The organism is Parapedobacter flavus (assembly GCF_035818675.1).
Classification (GTDB): Bacteria; Bacteroidota; Bacteroidia; order Sphingobacteriales; family Sphingobacteriaceae; genus Parapedobacter; species Parapedobacter flavus.
Map to the genome: position 1 here is coordinate 362,429 of NZ_JAYKZZ010000004.1, position 18,079 is coordinate 380,507.

Genomic DNA, 18,079 nt, shown 5'->3' on the forward strand with positions numbered 1-18,079 from the left:
AATACATAGAAATGGTAATGAACGGTTTATATAGGATTTTTGGGATTGGACTTGTAACGTTGGCGAATGCTGCGGTGTGGCCAGTGTATGGCCAGGCGGAACCGGATACGCTGGCTACGAAAAGTCGCGCTGACAGTGCATTCTCAGCGGTCACACACGTACGTATCCCGGCGCAGGCCGATGCGATTTCTTTCGCTGAGGTCCTGCCGGGCAATGCGAAGATACACGTTACAGAATCCGGTGTCACGGGGGCTGCACCCCAGTTGATGATCCGCGGGATGCATAGTATTCATTTAAATGTGACGCCACAGGTATTCGTAGATGGTGTCCCCGTGCGGTACAATCGCGCCCTGCCATCATTTTTATCGACTTTTGAGCCGACACGCTTCAGTTTTATCAATCCGCATGATATCGGTGAGATTTACATTGCCAATGGCGGCATGGAGTTGGCTGAAATTGGTGGAAGAGGTGCGAACGGGGCAGTCTACATCACCACGGAACGGGGCGAATTCGGGGGAACCCAGATTGATTTCACCGCCAATTACGGCATTTCCCCGGCACGATACCAGATAAGCCGCATGGGAGCCGATGATTTTAAACGGTATTTATGGGCTTATATGGCCGAAAATGGTACCAGCGAACGCGAACTGGCAGACAATCCCTTGTTTGATACCGTATTACCCCAGTATAGCTACCATACCGACTGGATGGATATGATTACACGGACGGCTGCTTTTAACGATTACCACCTCAAGTTAAAAGGCGGTGATGGGGATGCTAACTATTTGTTTAGTTTGGGGTATGCGGATAAGGAAGGGACGCTTATCGGTTCGGATATGCACCGGATTGGAATGCGGTTTAACTTGGATTATCAGCTTTCTCAGAAATTTAAGATAACCAATAACTTAGCTTATGCCAACACATCGGTCAATTACCTCGAACAGGGAAGTAATTGGGAGGTACATCCGGTGTACGTGGCTGCAACAAAAGCCCCGTTCATGGGGCGATATGCCTATAATGAGGAAAACCAGTTGACCAACCTGCTGGCCGATGTGGATGTACTAGGGAAAAGCAACCCCTGGGCATTGGTCAATAACATGAGTAATGACAACGAAGAGAACCGCGTAGACGGTTCGATCAGTGCCACTTGGCAGGCTAGTGAGCAGACGTCGCTGACGTCGGTGATGGCGGTGAATTATTTCAACCTGAAAGAAAAACAATATCGACCAGCCCTGGGTATTGTGAGCGACCGCAACCGTGTGCGCCAGAATGCGCAGCGCTCATCCAGTGAATTTACGCTATTATGGAACACCCACGTGGATCACGAAGGGCGCTTAGCTGATTGGGCCCGATACCATGGCCGGGTGGGGGCTTGGATAGAACGTTTTGAGGAAAAGGCCGTTTATGGGCGGAAGATCAATGCTGGTACGGATGACTATGAAACGCTGGAACAGGGTACTGTTGATAGCGCTTCGAATACGAAATTCCTATCCAATCTCATGCGGTTTTACGCGGGTGGGGATATCCGGATATTAGACCGGGCCACGGTGGCTGCAAACCTCAGCGTGGAGGGTACTTCCAATTTTGGCGGCCGTGGACGGTGGAACGTGTATCCCGGCGTTGAAGCAACCGTCGATGTGCTGAAACCCGGTGAGGCAAACCAGTTGCGTCTACGTGCGTCATGGGGGATGAGCGGAAATCACGACGTGAGGGGGTTTTATCACCACAATTTGTACTACCCCGTCGGCTATTTCGGATACGGGGGGACGTATTTCGGAAATGTGGGTAATATGGATATAAGGCCCGAAATAACAAACACAGTAGACGGTGGTCTGATGGCAAACCTATTCGATAACCGGGCGGCAATTGATGTGGGTTATTACTACAAACGGACACATGATCTCATTACTTCCAAAGCGCTCCCCATCGAAATCGGGCTGGGACCGCAGTTTGAGAACCGGGGTGTCATGTATTCACATGGTTTGGAACTGGCGGTGAATGCACAGCTTCTCCCATCTGCCAATAGGTTTTCCTTATCAGTGTTCGGAAATTTGGCTACGCTGAATTCGCATGTGGAATCGCTCGGTAACGGGAATGTAATCAAAACCCTAGACGGTGTCCATGGTATGGTACAGACCGGCGGACGGATGGGGAGCTTTTATGGCTATCGCTTACTAGGTGTGTTTGGAACAGCGGATGCGGTTGATTTGAATAAAGCAGATGGGACCCCCTACATGCCGGGAGACTATATCATTGATGATCTAAATGAGGATGGTTTAATCAACGACCTAGACCGGCAGGTGATAGGGTCGGCCTTGCCCACGGTCTTCGGCGGTTTCGGTACAACGGTGGGATGGGATCGGTGGTCGTTAGGCGCGCAGTTTGCGTACGCTTATGGACAAGATATTTATAACCGTTTCAACCAGCGCATGCACCTGATGAGTGATTATTCCAATCAATCGCCCGGTGTGGCCGATCGCTGGAGGTCGCCCGAAGAACAAGGCAGCGGTTTCAGCCGGGGAATTTTGGGAGACCCTTCTTTCAACGGTGCTGCTACCGATAAATGGATAGAAGACGGTGGTTACATGCGGCTGAAATACGTGACGCTCAGCTACCAGCTGGATACGGAGTACGTGTTGCGGTTTTTACGCGGTGTGCAGGTATTTGTTACCGGCGAGAATTTGTGGACAAGGACCAACTACAGTGGTATGGATCCGGAAGTCGTATCCTACAGCGACCCATTGATGCGGGGTATCGATTTCGGTGCGTCACCCTTACCCAGAACGTTTTTAATGGGTGTTAAGATTTCACTCTGATTTTACAGCAAAAAGAGTATGATAACCATGAATAAATTGATGCTACAACAATTGGCCCCCTTAGCGTTGGGCTGTCTCCTCTTGTCCGGTTGCTCGGGTTTCTTTGAGGTAGATCCTTATGACGCGGTAAAGGAGGTTGATTTTTATAAAAACCGGGAAGATCTGAATGCAGCCGCGTTCGGTATGTATGAACCCCTCTCCCGAGACGTGCATAAATTCCTCCTTTGGGGTGATGCACGGGCAGATATGGTAACCACCGGACAATTGGAACCGGACCCTTACATCAACGAGTTTGCACGGAACAATGTTACCGTAAATAATCCGTATACCAATTACGCCGCGATCTACGAAACCATAGCCCGGTGCAATCGACAGTTGGAACGGGTGTACGATGTGATGGCTACAGACGATAAATTGTTGGAGCGGGACGCAGGTGCTTACTACGGTGAGGCTTTGCTGTTACGTACCTATTGCTACTACGTATTGGCTAGAACGTTCGATCGTTTTCCAATCATCCGGTCAGACTATGCGGAGGACATCCGGTTTGTGAATGAGCAGGGCGATACCGTATCGCGGAAAACCTTGGAACTGACCGTACATGAAATCAGGGGACTTTACCGGTTTCCGGAAGATAAGCAGGAGGTCTGGCAGATGCTATATAACGATGTGCTCACCGTGCTGGGGATTCTGCCCCTTAACTATCGGTGGAACCGGAATAGCTTGCCCGCGCAGGAACGCTATGGAAGGGTGTCTCAGCCGATGGCCAATACGCTGGCAACCGAATTAGCCCTGTGGGTAGGCGAGTACCAGTCGGCCTCGGCTTTTGCTAATTCGCCGGTGATCAACAACAACCATTCACTGGGCGCGTCGGGCAATTGGATCAACCAATTTACCGGATCGTGGGCGGCGCAGCATTCCCTGTTTTTATTGGGGTACCAGTATGACAGAAGCTTTGAAACCAATAGGCTACAGGAGTTTACATCGCCTATCGCTGCCGACGGGGGGCGTTATCACCTAAAGCCGGTATCGCATGTGATCAATACGATTTTTTCTCACGAAGGAGAAGATATCCGGACGAGTTTTAGCTATAAGGTGATTGGCCAAGATACGGTGATCTGGAAATATATCGGTGCCGATAATGTTTCTTCTATGCGGCCAGCATACCAAAGTAATGCGAGCTGGCATGTCTACCGGAGTGCCGATGCTTATTTGCTGAAGGCGCTGGCCGACCTGATGGTGAATGACTACGCTTCGGCATTTAATTTCCTGAATATGGTGCGGGAAGCGAGGGGGTTGGAACCTTTGCTGCCAGAAGAGTTCGCGTATACCGACAAGGAATTTATGATGGAGCAGCTCTTTAGGGAACGGGCGCGAGAGCTGGCTTTCGAAGGAAAACGTTGGTATGATTTGATGCTGTGGTCCCAACTCTCGGGCGAAAACAAGCTGGCACCCCACGTGGCATCCAAGTATAGCGGTGCACTACGCGAGCAGGTGGCCGAAAAGCTCCGATTTGAACAGAATTGGTACCTTCCTGTTGACCCGTTGCTTTGGTAGCAGCCGGTTAATGGGAGCAATACGAATGTTAGAAAAAATTTCACAATCATGAAGATATTGATCGAAGGCATAAATTGGGTGGCACAGAAACTGGCAAGGCTGGGAATGTTCTGCGCTATGCTGGTTCTATTGTTTGCCGGATGTTATAAAGAGCAGCACTTTGGATTTCCGGGGCCGTTTGATGAAGAGCAACGTATGCCAGACAGCCTACCGTTTCCCTTTGATGAAAACCGCGAAGCGGGCCATTGGCTTATGCGTGCCGGCGTGCCCGATCATAGCGGGATTCTGTTTAAAGGCTATACCGATTTCTACGCGGCGGGCGACACGACATCGTGGGTGCCGGAACCCGAAGGGATGCGGTTGATACCGCATCGGAATTACTACCCGATTACAAACGATGATCATTTTGGTGGGAATCCGAACAGCTACCGGTTTAATTGGGCAATGAGTAAGTACTTTGTGCCTATTGGCCCCGGTAAAAGCTTTTATATGTATACACGGTTAACGGTGGGGACGTTTAGTGGAACGGCTATGGGGCTGATGCTGGGAGTCAATTGGGAGACCGGGCAGAATTTCGTGTTCGGCATGGACGGTTTCTCAGCGATTGCACCTATGTTTTTCGTGGATCTGTATGGTACGACGGCAAGCGTGGATCCCAACCAGGGGTGGCCCACTGTCAATGAAGTGATTGTACCCGGTGTCCCTGCCGATGTGGAAGTGGTTGTCCATGATGGACTGTTTTACGTTCTCATCAATGGGACGCTTTGTTTCCAGTTTAAGCTTCCGGGGGAGACGTTCTATTTTACGCCGAAGATCAGGCCTCATAGAAATTTTATTACGGTTCATGACCTGTATATCGAGAGCCCCGACGCATTTTCTGTTGACTACGCGATGCACGAATACGAACAAGGCTACAACCGGATACAGTCGCCAGCGCTAGCTGAAGCAGCAAACGGGGATCTATTGCTTTTTGCGGAAGGCCGCTCGAACCCACGCTCTGCTGTAGAGCGAATTGCCCAGCAGACCATGCCGGCGGGCGATACCGATATCATCCTCCGCCGGTCGTCGTCGCAGGGAGCATCCTGGGACGAACAGATTTCCGTCGTGGCAGGGGAAGGCTCCGGCGAGACATTTGGTTTTCCCCAGGCGGTTACCACAGCATCCGGAGAAATCATCCTGCATTATAGCCGCTTGCCGGGGCATGTGGAAGACGAAAGTTATGCTTTTGACGCCAGCCAGCAACGCGTATATCAGGTCATCTCTGCCGACGACGGCCGTACATGGTCGGCGCCCACCGAGATTACCGACTACCTGCAATCCGATGTGGGATACCTGCGGAGTGGTCCCGGCCATGGGATTGAGCTGACATCCGACGCTTTCAAAAACCGGTTGGTTATGCCGGTGGTACATGATGGCAAGCAGGTTCGTGTCGCCCTTTCCGATGACGGTGGGCAATCCTGGCGGTTGTCAGATCCCGTGGCCGGAAACAACCGGTCGTCTGGTTCTGTAGTGGAGCTCGACGACTCGAGGCTGATGATGGTTTTAGGACACGGCAATACGTCGCCACGTAACCGTTTGGTGTCGTACAGTGATGATGGCGGTGAAACGTGGGCGGTACCCGTAGACATTAGTGCTACTGTGAATACGGGCGACTTTGGGCACCTAACGGATGGGGTGCTGGTGAAAGCAGCGGATGGTACCATCAGCGTGGTGACCCCCGTGAACCGTGAATCGGACAGTGACACGTATGGCGGTCCACAATATGGGGTAACGCCCACGTTGTTTTCCAGTACGGACGGTGGGCAGTCTTTCGGATCGGGTGTTCCCTTGTTTGACGGACTCACCTATCACGGTTACGCTGCCCCGGTTGGCGCAATGGATGCCGTGGCGTTGCAAGACGGCACAGTCATCGTTGTGGGGGAAGGCGGCGTGGAAAGCCCGCGCGAAGGAATAGTGGTTTACAGAAAATAAAAAAATGGCGATTATGAGGATAAAATTTGCATTTCACCTGTGGTTAATTGGACCGATGCTCTGCTCATTGGGTTGTGATAAACCCGGTACCGGCCTGACGGAAGCGCCGGCGTTTGTGCGGCCGGAGGTTGAAAATGAGGCGCCGCAAGGTGAGCTGGAAGAACCTGAAATGGGTGTCGTACGCATCTTTCAGGAAGGTGCAGATGGTTACCATTCCTATCGCATACCCTGTCTGGCGCGTGGGGTGAACGGTAATTTGATAGCCTTTGCCGAAGGGCGGAAACACACCAGCCTGGATTATGGGGACATTGACCTGGTTTATAAACGCTCTACGGATAATGGAGCAACCTGGTCTGATCTACACATCCTGTTGGATGAAGGAGAGGGGACATGGGGAAACCCTACAGCGGTGACCGACCACGAAACCGAACGGATTTGGTTGTTTCTCTCTTGGAATGACGGCAGCCATGCCCAGGTGGGGGGTGCGTTTGATGGCAAGACTTATGACCGGGTCGACACTTGGGGGCAACGCCGGGTGTTCACGACCTTTAGCGATGACCACGGTGAAACTTGGTCTGCACCGGTTGATCTGACCGAAACGCTGGTGCCACCAGACTTCACCTGGGACGCAATGGGACCGGGCATAGGTATCCAGGTGGAGCACGGCCCCGCAAGCGGCCGCCTGATCATCCCGGCACAGGAACGGAACATTTATAGCGATGACCACGGCGAGACGTGGCAGTACCAACAGGTACCGCCCAATACTGGCGAAACAGCTATAGTAGAGCTCCGGAACGGTTTGCTGATGCGCAATGACCGTGGGGTAACTTCCGAATGGGAAAGCAATCGTACTCGTTTTGTAGCTGTGGGGTCTATTGAAAGCGGGTTTTCACCCTTCCGTGCCGATAGTGGATTGCCTGATTCGCGATGCCAAGCGTCTATTTTACGCTATTCTTGGGAACCGAGCCGGATACTCTTCTTGAATCCGGCTAATAACGAGGGCAGTGGTATGCCTTACCGATGCCAGATGACCGTAAGAATAAGCCTTGACGAAGGAGCAACGTGGACCACCTCACGCCGGTTATACCCCGGCTTAACCACTGCGGAAACCTGTGAACAGGGGTATGGCGGCTATTCGAGCATGATGACCACGGCAGATAACTACATCGGTGCGTTGGTAGAACACAATAGTAATCCGTTGGCGGGCGCCGCGATGGACAGAAGGCATTCGATCGATTTCCACCGTTTCACCCTGGCTTGGATAATGGACGGGGAAGAATAACGAACCGAGGGTACACAGTAAAATTTAAAGTAATATGTTTAAACGAAAAAGGAAAGCGTTACGTCTGCAGGTTGTTGCTGTGGGATTGTGTTTGCTAGGTCTTACTGTTAATGAAGTAGTCGTTGCTCAAGAACATGTAACCGTATTTGAACCGATGCCCGATCAGTATTCATCTACGCGCATCCCGGCATTGGTGATCACAAAAAAAGGAACACTCCTTGCATTTGCTGCGGGCCGGATCGAGAGTGCGAGCGACTGGGCGGATATGGATCTGTTGTTGCGGAGAAGTGACGACGGCGGTGAAACCTGGGGTGCCATACAAGTGGTTGCAGAACGTGCAGGGGGTAAACCGACCGATAACCCTACGCCAATTGTTGGAAAAGACGGAACGATCCATTTGGTATATCAGCGTGATTATGCCTATGCCTATTATACGCAGTCTACAGACGATGGGCTCACCTGGAGCCCGGCGGTAAACATTACCTCCACCTTCGAATCGTTTAAAAAGGACTACGATTGGAAGGTGTTAGCTCCTGGACCCGGGCACAGTATACAATTGAAAAGTGGCCGCTTGCTAGTGCCCGTTTGGCTAGCAAACTCGGATAGACTTACGCCGCACCGAAGCCATCGTCCCTCCCGTATTGCCACCATTTACAGTGATGATAATGGGAAAACGTGGCGGCGAGGTGCGATGGTGCCCGATGTAGACGGCTTCAAGAACCCCAGCGAGACCATGGCTGTTCAGCTTCCCGACGGTCGCGTCATGCTGAGTATTCGGAATGAATCGGACAAGCGCCGTAAAGGGGTTAGCTTCAGTAAGAATGGAATATCCGGCTGGACGGAACCAGCCTATGACGAGGAATTATTTGAACCGATCTGTATGTCGAGCATCATCGCCACGCCATATAATGGAACGGATTATCTGCTCTTCCTGAATCCCGACAGTGAACAAATCCCGAAGCATCCTCGGCAGAACCTGACGTTGAAAGCGAGCGATGACGGGGGTAAGACTTGGGCGATGGAACAGGTAATCAATGAAGGGATTTCCGGCTATTCAGATATAGCCATGGGTGCCGACGGGACGGTTTACTGTTTGTTTGAAACGAAAGCCGACCCTAAAGATAGTTGGTCATTGGTATTGAAGCGGATACCAATCAAGTCTATATTACACGATAAACGATGAGGAGAATACGTTGTATTGCCGCTTTAGGCTCGTTGACACTGCTGGAAACGAGTGCACAGAAGAATTGATCTAATGAAAATATTCAAGTTATCCGTACTTTGTTTACTGTCCCTTTTATCGTGTCAGGAGAATCCCAATCGGAAACCAAACGTATTATTCATTGCCGTTGATGACTTAAATGATTGGACGACGCTGTTTGATGCGACTAATCCTATCCGTACTCCCCATATTGATCGCCTTGCATCCCAGGGCGCTTTCTTTACGCATGCATATTGTTCTTCACCAGCTTGCAATCCGTCACGGGCATCCCTACTCACGGGTAGGCGTCCGCATAAATCAGGTGTCTATGGGAATAAATCGGATTGGCGTAGGGCATTACCTGAGGTAGAAACGATTCAGCAGTATTTCATGAAGCATGGCTACTATTCGGCGGGTGCAGGGAAAATTTTCCATCACCATTGGGATGGTGCGTTCCATGATGCTGAATCTTTCGATGAATTCCAACCGATGCCGGATACTTACCCTGATTCGCCGTTGCCCGCGAAAAAACTAAATGGTTTTGACTGGTATGGTAGTAAAAACACAGACTGGGGAGCCTGGCCATTGGAGGAGGAAGATGCGGTAGACTATCGGTCGGCGAGCTATGCAGTTGATTTTCTGGATAAATCACATGATAAACCGTTCTTTCTCAGTATCGGTATATTCAGACCGCATATGCCATTTTATTCGCCGCCACAATACAGGGAGCAGTACCCACTTGAAAATGCGGTCATGCCAGCAGTAAAGGCCAACGATTGGGACGATCTCCCTAGTGGGGCAACCCATCTCATGGAAGATACGAAGTGGTTTTGGCGCGGTATGGAGCGGGCTATGGCTGAAGACCCAAAAGCATGGGCTGACATGGTCACTTCGTACCAGGCAGCCGCGTCCTTTGCCGATGCGCAGATCGGACGTATGTTGGATGCCCTAGCGCAAAGTGATTATGCAGAGAATACCATCATTGTGCTTTGGAGCGATCATGGTTTCCATGTTGGGGAGAAAGATCATATGGAGAAGTTTGCCTTGTGGGAAAAGACCACACATGTACCGTTTATCGTAGTGGATCCCCGTCAAATACGGCCAAAGACAGTCGTTCACACCCCTGTTGATCTGACCACGGTTTACCCAACTCTCATCGAGTTGTGTGGGTTACCTCCCAAGCCCGATTTGGATGGAAGCTCCGTATTACCACTTTTGGAAGATGCCGGTGCGCCATTTCCGCCGGCGCTGATGACCTATAGGAAGGGAAATCACGCCGTGCGTACAGAGCGTTGGCGATACATCCAATATACGGACGGAACGGAAGAACTGTACGACCACGCCAAAGACCACCATGAATGGAATAACCTAGCGACCGAAACACGTTACCATGCGGTACTGGATAGCCTCAGGCAGTTCATTCCGTCGAAAAACGCTAGTGCAGTTGCTGACATGGTGAAACCATCACAGGTCAAGAGTACGGAATACAAGGCCAATAAAGATAACAGATGAATAACATGAAATACACATTACCGGAATGGCTATTAATATAAAAACGATTGCATTGCTCGGGGGTAAGCATGCTCTCGTCGTTTCGGACCGATGAATGGTAAGGTAGCTTTTAAATAAAGTTGATAAATTAATAAATTTAGAATAGCATGATAAAAATCAATGGGCTTATTGCGGCCACTTTTGCAACATACCACGAAGACGGCTCGCTCGATTTAGAAGGCATATCGCCTTTGGTTGACAAGTTGGTAAACGATGGATTAAAAGGAATATTCATCTGCGGCACCAACGGCGAAGGGCCGAACCTCACGGTGGAGGAACGGATGGCTGTGGCGGAACAATATGTTGCACTGGCGAAAGGAAAGCTCTTTGTGTTTGTGCATGTTGGGCATACGTCCATCGCCGAATCCCAGAAGCTGGCGAGCCACGCCGAAAAAATTGGCGCCGACGCCGTATCGGCTGTAGCAGCGTTTTATTTTAAGCCTGTGAACGTGGCCAATCTGGTCGACAGTATGGCGCAGATCGCCGCGGCAGCACCTGCTACGCCGTTCTATTATTATCACATTCCGGCGCTAACGGGCGTAGGCATGGATATGGTGGATTTCCTTCGTCTCGGCGAAGAGAAAATACCGAATTTGGCGGGGATAAAATATACGGCCGCCACCATCCACGAATACCAGGCGTGCTTGGCTTACGGTGATGGCAAGTTTGACGTGCTCTACGGTTATGATGAATTGCTGCTGCCTGCACTGGCTGTAGGGGCGAAAGCAGCGGTGGGAAGTACCTATAACTTTGCCGCTCCGCTGTATATCCGCGTGATGGAACTTTTTGCCCAAGGGAATATCGAGGAGGCACAGCAAACACAGCTGGTATTGGTCCGCATGATCCGCGAGATGGCCAGGTTTTCACCGATCCCTTCCCAGCGCGCCATCATGGACATCTTGGGGTACCCCATGGGGCCTACGCGCTTGCCGTTGGTGCCCCTCAAGCCGGATGAGAAAGAAGTGTTAGCGTCGCGACTGGAGAAAATTGGTTTTTTGAAAGCGCTGGACGAGGCGAAACCGAAAACGCAAAACGTATGACGAAACGAGTTGGAAATATTTGGTTGCCGGTGATGGTTTTCACGATGATACAAGCGTGCGAAAATAAAGGGACGGTAACACATTTCGATTGGCAACAGCTTCAACAGCTACCCGATGCCGTTGGCTTTGCCGGTGCGTATGCCGGCGTAAGCAACGGTCACCTTCTGGTGGCCGGCGGGGCCAATTTTCCCGAAGGAACGCGGCCATGGTCTGGTGGTGTGAAGCAATGGAGCGACCAAGTATTTGTGTTTAAAGCGGATGCCGGAGAGTGGGAGCGGGCCGGTAGCCTGCCACGCCCCATGGGGTATGGAGTGTCTGTCGTATGGCGAGACAGTCTCATCATCATTGGTGGTTCGGATCGTGCGCGGCATTATGCCGATGTATTTGCCATAACGTATACGGAAGGTGAACTGAAGACGAGCGCATGGCCATCGTTGCCTGCGCCGCTTGCCAACACCTGCGGCGCATTGGTGGGCGACGTGATTTACGTGGCCGGAGGCCTTTCGTCGCCAATCGACACGACGGCGAGTAATGGGTTCTTCGCGCTGGATTTGAGCAAGCCGGCCGCTGAACGGCGATGGGAAACGCTGGAGTCCTGGCCGGGGGCACCGCGGATGCTCGCGGTAGCGGGAGCAATGGGCGACGGTTTTTACCTCCTCAGTGGGGTTTCCTTATCGGTAAACCCCGGAGATTCACTACCCACCCGTACCTACTTGGTGGATGCGTTCCGTTACGAGCCACAAGTTGGGTGGACTGAAATAGCGGATTTACCCCATGCTGTCGCCGCGGCACCCAGTCCGGCGTTCACCACACGAAATGACGAGGTGCTCGTTTTCGGTGGTGATGATGGCCGGCTGGCGCCCCAAGCAGGTGCCTTGAAAGACCGCCATCCGGGATTCAGTACGGACATATTAGCGTATGATCTTGCAACAGATAGCTGGCGCGTGGATGGCAAATTACCAGTAGATAAGCTGGCAAACCCTGAAAACGACCCGAATGCGAGTACGTGGGCGCCGGTAACAACCACGGGTGTGGTATGGAACGACCACTATATACTTCCGATGGGCGAGGTGCGCCCGGGTGTGCGTACCAACCGCGTTTTGGCCGTTAAATGCGAAGCGAAATGACGGACACCTTAACAGATCTCGAAGCAAAAAATAGCCAAATGACAACAAGTTTAACGGAAACGGATACCGTCGTTACCGTCTTATCGAACCAATCTGTTTCTTATCGCTTCTATAGCGACAAACCGAATCTTGTGTTTTATCAGCCGCCGGCGGGAGAGACAGACTCCTTATACGTTCCCGATCTTGGTGTGGTGTATACGGCAGAAGCGGCGGGAGCCCACCATCTGTTGCTGAATAAGGGTTTAGCTAATGAAAGCTATTTCCATACCATTACCGAAACGCGGGTTCCAACGGACAAATTCGAACCATTTAAAAGCGGATTCAGCTCCTTGGACATTATCATATTTGTTATCTATTTTGTCGTTCAAATGGGTATTGGCTTTTGGTTTTATAAGAAACAAAAGGACCGGGCGCAGTTTTTTAAAGGAAGCGGCAAGGTACCCATGTGGGCCATTGGGTTCAGTATTTTCGCCACCGCGCTTAGTGCCATAACCTTTATGGCCATTCCCGCGAAGGCCTATGCCACCGACTGGTCTTTTTCTTTGATTAATATGGGGCCGATTCTGATTGCGCCGTTGATCGCGGTTTTATTTATCCCAAAATTCAGGAAATTGAATGTCATATCGGGCTATCAATATATCGAGAATCGGTTCAATGCGGTCGTTTCCGTTTTTTGCAGCGTGTCATTTATTCTCTTCCATATTGGACGGATTGGTATCGTCTTACTGCTTCCGTCGATCGCCCTAAACGTAGTCACCGGAATCGATATATTTCTGTGTATTAGCCTAATGGGGGTGCTGTCTTTATTGTATACCATGGCGGGGGGAATAGAGGCAGTGATTTGGACCGACGTGATACAGGTTATCGTATTGATGGGTGGTGCGATCTTGGTTGTTGTGTTGTTGGTTTTTACGATCCCGGGAGGCCTGGCGGGCATCATCCAAGAAGCGAATGCGCACCAAAAGCTATCCTTGGGGCAAATCAATTTTGATATCACCCAGCCCACGATATGGACGCTGGTATTGGGTGCTGTTTTCACCAACCTCATTACGTACGGGTCGGATCAGACGATGATCCAACGGTATGTGACCGCTAGCTCGGAGAAAGAGGCGAAGAGAAGCATGTGGCTAAATGCCTGGATGGTCGTTCCGGCAACGATTCTGTTCTTTTCTATTGGAACGGGCTTATATGTTTTTTATAAAACATATCCGTTTAAGTTAAACCCGGGTCTGCAAGACGGCGACTCCATATTCCCCTGGTACATTGTTACCTCTTTGCCGTCGGGAGTGAGTGGATTGTTGATAGCCGGTATTTTTGCTGCGGCTATGTCTACGTTGAGTAGCAGCATGGCATCTTCGGCGACTTCATACTGTATTGACATACATCCGCGCGTTTTTCGGAACAGCAAAAGGAATGAACTTGTGTTGGCCCGTATGGTGACTTTTACGTTAGGGGCAATTGGGATTCTATTTGCGTATTATATGGCTACATTGTCTGTGAACTCGATATGGGACGAATTCAATAAGGTGCTCGGGATCATCCTGGGCAGCATGGGAGGAGTGTTCTTGCTTGGCTTACTGGTTCGGAGGGCCAATTCTTTTGGCGCAGTAGTAGGCATCGCTTGCAGTATCCTCGCGCAGCTGTACGTGTCTTTGTTCACTTCTATGCATTTTATGCTGTATAGTGCTACGGGTGTCATCTCCTGTTTCTTTGTGGGTTGGATAGCCAGCGTCGTTTATCAAGAAATTAAACACGCGAAACCGGGATTTAAATAATATCGGGCGCTAACGGATGCATATCCGTCTTTAGAAAATAATTGATTATGTACAGGTTCTTCATATTGTCGTTTTGTTTACTGCAATGCTTGATTGCAGGCGGAAAAGAATCAGACAGACCAAACGTTCTATTTATCTTGGTGGATGATCTGGGGTGGGCCGACCTCGCCTGTTATGGAAATCCAGTACACGAGACACCTCATATTGATCGACTCGCTGCAAGCGGGATGACCTTTACGAATGCTTATGCTTCGGCCCCTATTTGTTCCGCGTCACGAGCATCACTTCTCACAGGCAAGTCACCTGCGAGACTGGGTTTTGAATTCGTGTCCAAGCCGGATGGCAGCAACACGCCCAAGGGCACGTTGCTATCGCAGCCCTCATACCCAAGGGACCTGCCGCTGAGTGAGAAGACGATAGCCGAACAGCTTAACCTGGCTTATTCAACCGGCTATTTTGGGAAATGGCATTTGACACAGGAAAACGATGCATATTTGGGTTGGGGCACTACATTAGGTCCTTTGCAGCAAGGCTTCCATACCGGTTCGGAACATCGCGGTAGTCATTCGTACGGTTACTCGCCTACGGAAAAAGGTACGTTCGCTGATTCGAAAGCTGGCACATTTCCGGCCGACTCATTGACAGAATTAGCAGTTCGCTTTCTCGAGGAGCATCGAACCGAGCCGTTTATGCTTTTTTATTCGATGTATTATGTGCATACACCGGTAAAAACACGAAACAAATGGCTGTACGATAAGTATCGGGAAAAATTGGGGCCAGATGCTGACGAAGCGCTCATAAACTATGCTGCTTTCATCGAGACAATGGATCACTATATCGGCCAGCTGCTTCGAACGCTGGAGGAATTGGGTATAGACGAAAATACGATTATCATATTTACATCAGATAACGGCGGAGATCCAAGATTTTCAGAAAGCGACTTATTGAGGTCGGGCAAGTGGACGCTCTATGAGGGTGGAATCCGCGTTCCGGCGATTGTACGTTGGAATGGCAGGGTCAAAAGCGGGTCTGTAAGCGATGTGCCAATCAACGGTTACGATTGGTATCCCACAATCGCTGAATTGACAGGCCATTCCGCCATAACCAATGATGGGATAGATGGTCAAAGTATTGTATCGGTACTGCGGGGCGGACAATGGGCTGCTGGTGGCAATAGCCGACCACTCTACTGGCATTTCCCATTTTATCACCAACCCGTTGTCGATTCCAAACCGCAGTCGGCCATTAGGGTTGGGAAATACAAAATGATTTATTTCTATGAAGAGGATCGTACGGAGCTGTATAACCTCGATTCAGATCGAGCGGAAACGCACGATATTGCCCGGTCATTGCCAGAACAGGCTGCAAAGATGAAAGATGAGCTTTTCAGTATATTGGATTCGGTAGGTGCACGCGTGCCTAGCAGAACGTACTAACGAACAAAAAGCATGGTACTTATTTGATGCAAAAGTTTTCTATTAGGCTAAATATACCAAGGTAAATTATGAAACTTATTTTCGTTTTCTTGTGTGTGATATGCATGACATGTTGTATCTCCCAACCGGGGCAAGCCCAAAGCCGCGATTTTTTCGAAGACGTGTCTTATATCCGGTTAAGCCTCAATTTTAAAGATTATATTTTGGTAGACAACGATTCCTTTAGAACCAAAGACAGGTATGCCGAAAGCAAGCAGACTTTTTTGAAGACCGACTCATCGGAATTTATTGTGGTGAGGTTGACTAGACGGTTTCCAAAGCAAACCGATAGCATCAACACATCAAACAAAAGTCAAGATAGACGGGGGGATGGTGGTACAAACAACGGAGACGCCCATGGAAAAATGAATGAAAAGACATTGGAGAAGTTGGGTGCTTCATTCGGTTTTTTTGCTTCAAATATTGATTTCCGCCCTTCGGTTGGACAATATGCGGTTAAGTCGGGAGCCTTTATGGGACATCCTTTAGGGGTTGTGAGCTTAGAAGTCTATAAAACACGTGAATTGCATAAAGCAAAAGTCAAAGATAAAAAATTCCTGATTTTCGTCAGTGACTTTGTTAGTTTTAACAACTGAAGGGCAAGTCGCGCAAAAAATTAACGCATCAGTATCTAATTAACGAATATAAAGCGAATATGAAAATGAAAATATTCAAGAAGTTAACAAAGATAACGTTACGCCGATTGGGTATTTGTGATCCGACGATTTGTAACATATACGGAATTAGATTTTTAATGGTCGTTAGTATGGCAGTTTTCTTTCCTCCGGGGGAAATCATCGCTCAGGAAAAGAAAAAGTGGAATGCCCCTTTCATAAAAGTAAAAGGAAATGCACCTAATATTCTGTGGATTTGCACCGATCAGCAAAAATGGAACACGATAGGTGCTTTGGGGAATGATTATGTAAAAACACCAAATATCGACCGTTTGGTCAAAGAAGGTGTTAGTTTTACGCATGCGTTTTGCCAGGCTCCTGTTTGTACGCCAAGTCGTGCTAGTTTTCTGACAGGTATGTATCCTTCGACGGTCCATACCACAAAGAACGGAGCAGAAGAATGGCCTGAAGCGGCAACCCTAATTACTAAAATATTGAAAGACGCGGGGTACGAATGTGGTCTTTCAGGGAAGTTCCATCTGTCATCCGCGATGGCAAATCGTCCAGAGCGTAGACCTAAAGATGACGGATATCAAGTGTTTCACTACAGTCATAGTCCCTATCAGGGGGGCTCAACAAATGACTATATCAACTATTGGAGAGAAAAGGGAGTAGACATACTTAAGTTCAAACAGGAGCTGGGTTATGTACCTACCGAGTACCATCAGACGACTTGGTGCACAGATAGGGCGATAGACTTTGTTAAAGAGAAACGTGAATGGCCGTGGTTATTTAGCTTGAATATTTATGACCCCCATGGACCATTAGATCCTCCGAAGGAATATCTGGATCGGTATGATATTGATGCATTACCGGGGCCAATATTTTCCGAAACCGATATTGAAGAGAAAAGTGTATTTAATAATGTCAGTTTCCAGTCTAAGCCGAAGAAATATTCTGACAAGGAAAACAAACTTCGTTTGGCTAAGTACTGGGCACAAATTGATTTAATTGATGAGAATATAGGACGTTTGTTAGCCGTACTCGAGGAAACGGGGCAGTTGGACAATACGCTGATCATCTTTTCATCGGATCATGGCGATATGACAGGAGATCATGGACTCATAAACAAGGGGTGCCGGTTTTATGAGAGCCTCGTCAGGGTGCCACTAATTTTTTGGTATCCTGCCGTGTTCGAAAAGAACCTGCAAAGTGATGCATTGGTTGAGTTGATAGACATCGTACCATCTATATTGGATATAACCGGATTGCCTGTTCATCGCCGGATTCAAGGGAAAAGCCTCAAGCCGATTTTAACGGGTGCTAAACCCGCAGGTCTTCATAAAAGCTTCGTACGAAGTGAACTTTATAGCGACGGAAATACCGCGCGAAGTGACTTTTTTCATAAACCGCCAACGACGATAACGTATGGCACGATGTATCGGACGGATAAATATAAGTTGGTTACTTATCACGGTCATGAAAAAGGAGAACTATTTGACATGCTAAATGATCCCAACGAGTTTAGAAATTTGTGGGATGTTCCAGCGTTTCAATCTGTCAAAACGGATTTATTAAGGAAAAGTTTTGATGCCTCGGTATATTCGATTGATACTGGTCCTGATAAAACAGGAAGATATTAGAATGGGATAGTGCTTCCTAAGGAGCGTAGA

General features: G+C 49.4%; 12 protein-coding genes. All 12 read left to right on the top strand.

The window, feature by feature from the left end:
* Nucleotides 1-17 precede the first annotated feature (17 nt).
* The 12 genes from U9S71_RS05020 to U9S71_RS05075 all read left to right on the top strand — a co-directional run bounded on the left by U9S71_RS05020 (nt 18) and on the right by U9S71_RS05075 (nt 18,049).
* Nucleotides 18-2,816: a SusC/RagA family TonB-linked outer membrane protein gene (locus U9S71_RS05020; protein ID WP_326325738.1), complete on the top strand. Its 2,799-nt coding sequence runs from the start codon at nt 18-20 to the stop codon at nt 2,814-2,816.
* 27 nt (nt 2,817-2,843) lie between these two features.
* Nucleotides 2,844-4,370 carry a RagB/SusD family nutrient uptake outer membrane protein gene (locus tag U9S71_RS05025; protein WP_326325739.1) on the top strand — a complete coding sequence of 509 codons (1,527 nt, stop codon included), beginning with the start codon at nt 2,844-2,846 and terminating at the stop codon, nt 4,368-4,370.
* Between the two features lie 48 nt (nt 4,371-4,418).
* Nucleotides 4,419-6,341, top strand: a complete 1,923-nt coding sequence (locus U9S71_RS05030) for a sialidase family protein (RefSeq protein WP_326325741.1) — start codon at nt 4,419-4,421, stop codon at nt 6,339-6,341.
* A gap of 13 nt (nt 6,342-6,354) precedes the next feature.
* Nucleotides 6,355-7,623: a sialidase family protein gene (locus tag U9S71_RS05035; protein ID WP_326325742.1), complete on the top strand. Its 1,269-nt coding sequence runs from the start codon at nt 6,355-6,357 to the stop codon at nt 7,621-7,623.
* A 34-nt stretch (nt 7,624-7,657) separates the two neighbouring features.
* Complete coding sequence (locus U9S71_RS05040) at nt 7,658-8,806, top strand: sialidase family protein (protein WP_326325744.1); 1,149 nt, start codon at nt 7,658-7,660, stop codon at nt 8,804-8,806.
* Nucleotides 8,807-8,878: 72 nt separating this feature from the next.
* Nucleotides 8,879-10,336, top strand: coding sequence for a sulfatase (locus tag U9S71_RS05045; RefSeq protein WP_326325746.1), 1,458 nt, complete (start codon nt 8,879-8,881; stop codon nt 10,334-10,336).
* 146 nt (nt 10,337-10,482) lie between these two features.
* On the top strand, nt 10,483-11,415 hold the full coding sequence (locus U9S71_RS05050; protein WP_326325748.1) for a dihydrodipicolinate synthase family protein: 933 nt from the start codon (nt 10,483-10,485) through the stop codon (nt 11,413-11,415).
* On the top strand, nt 11,412-12,542 hold the full coding sequence (locus U9S71_RS05055; protein WP_326325749.1) for a galactose oxidase: 1,131 nt from the start codon (nt 11,412-11,414) through the stop codon (nt 12,540-12,542). The genes U9S71_RS05050 and U9S71_RS05055 overlap by 4 nt, the downstream gene beginning before the upstream one ends.
* Nucleotides 12,543-12,580: 38 nt before the next feature.
* Complete coding sequence (locus U9S71_RS05060; RefSeq protein ID WP_326325751.1) at nt 12,581-14,317, top strand: sodium:solute symporter family protein; 1,737 nt, start codon at nt 12,581-12,583, stop codon at nt 14,315-14,317.
* A 47-nt stretch (nt 14,318-14,364) separates the two neighbouring features.
* Nucleotides 14,365-15,753 carry a sulfatase gene (locus tag U9S71_RS05065; protein WP_326325752.1) on the top strand — a complete coding sequence of 463 codons (1,389 nt, stop codon included), beginning with the start codon at nt 14,365-14,367 and terminating at the stop codon, nt 15,751-15,753.
* A 68-nt stretch (nt 15,754-15,821) separates the two neighbouring features.
* A complete protein-coding gene (locus U9S71_RS05070; protein WP_326325754.1) occupies nt 15,822-16,388 on the top strand; it encodes a hypothetical protein in 567 nt (188 codons plus the stop codon).
* A gap of 65 nt (nt 16,389-16,453) precedes the next feature.
* Nucleotides 16,454-18,049, top strand: coding sequence for a sulfatase family protein (locus U9S71_RS05075; RefSeq protein WP_326325755.1), 1,596 nt, complete (start codon nt 16,454-16,456; stop codon nt 18,047-18,049).
* Nucleotides 18,050-18,079: the final 30 nt, after the last annotated feature.

Coding starts and splice junctions, on each gene's coding strand:
- U9S71_RS05035 (WP_326325742.1), top strand. CDS start 6,355: ATGAGGATAAAATTTGCATTTCACCTGTGGTTAATTGGACCGATGCTC.
- U9S71_RS05045 (WP_326325746.1), top strand. CDS start 8,879: ATGAAAATATTCAAGTTATCCGTACTTTGTTTACTGTCCCTTTTATCG.
- U9S71_RS05070 (WP_326325754.1), top strand. CDS start 15,822: ATGAAACTTATTTTCGTTTTCTTGTGTGTGATATGCATGACATGTTGT.
- U9S71_RS05060 (WP_326325751.1), top strand. CDS start 12,581: ATGACAACAAGTTTAACGGAAACGGATACCGTCGTTACCGTCTTATCG.
- U9S71_RS05025 (WP_326325739.1), top strand. CDS start 2,844: ATGAATAAATTGATGCTACAACAATTGGCCCCCTTAGCGTTGGGCTGT.
- U9S71_RS05065 (WP_326325752.1), top strand. CDS start 14,365: ATGTACAGGTTCTTCATATTGTCGTTTTGTTTACTGCAATGCTTGATT.
- U9S71_RS05075 (WP_326325755.1), top strand. CDS start 16,454: ATGAAAATATTCAAGAAGTTAACAAAGATAACGTTACGCCGATTGGGT.
- U9S71_RS05030 (WP_326325741.1), top strand. CDS start 4,419: ATGAAGATATTGATCGAAGGCATAAATTGGGTGGCACAGAAACTGGCA.
- U9S71_RS05040 (WP_326325744.1), top strand. CDS start 7,658: ATGTTTAAACGAAAAAGGAAAGCGTTACGTCTGCAGGTTGTTGCTGTG.
- U9S71_RS05055 (WP_326325749.1), top strand. CDS start 11,412: ATGACGAAACGAGTTGGAAATATTTGGTTGCCGGTGATGGTTTTCACG.
- U9S71_RS05020 (WP_326325738.1), top strand. CDS start 18: ATGAACGGTTTATATAGGATTTTTGGGATTGGACTTGTAACGTTGGCG.
- U9S71_RS05050 (WP_326325748.1), top strand. CDS start 10,483: ATGATAAAAATCAATGGGCTTATTGCGGCCACTTTTGCAACATACCAC.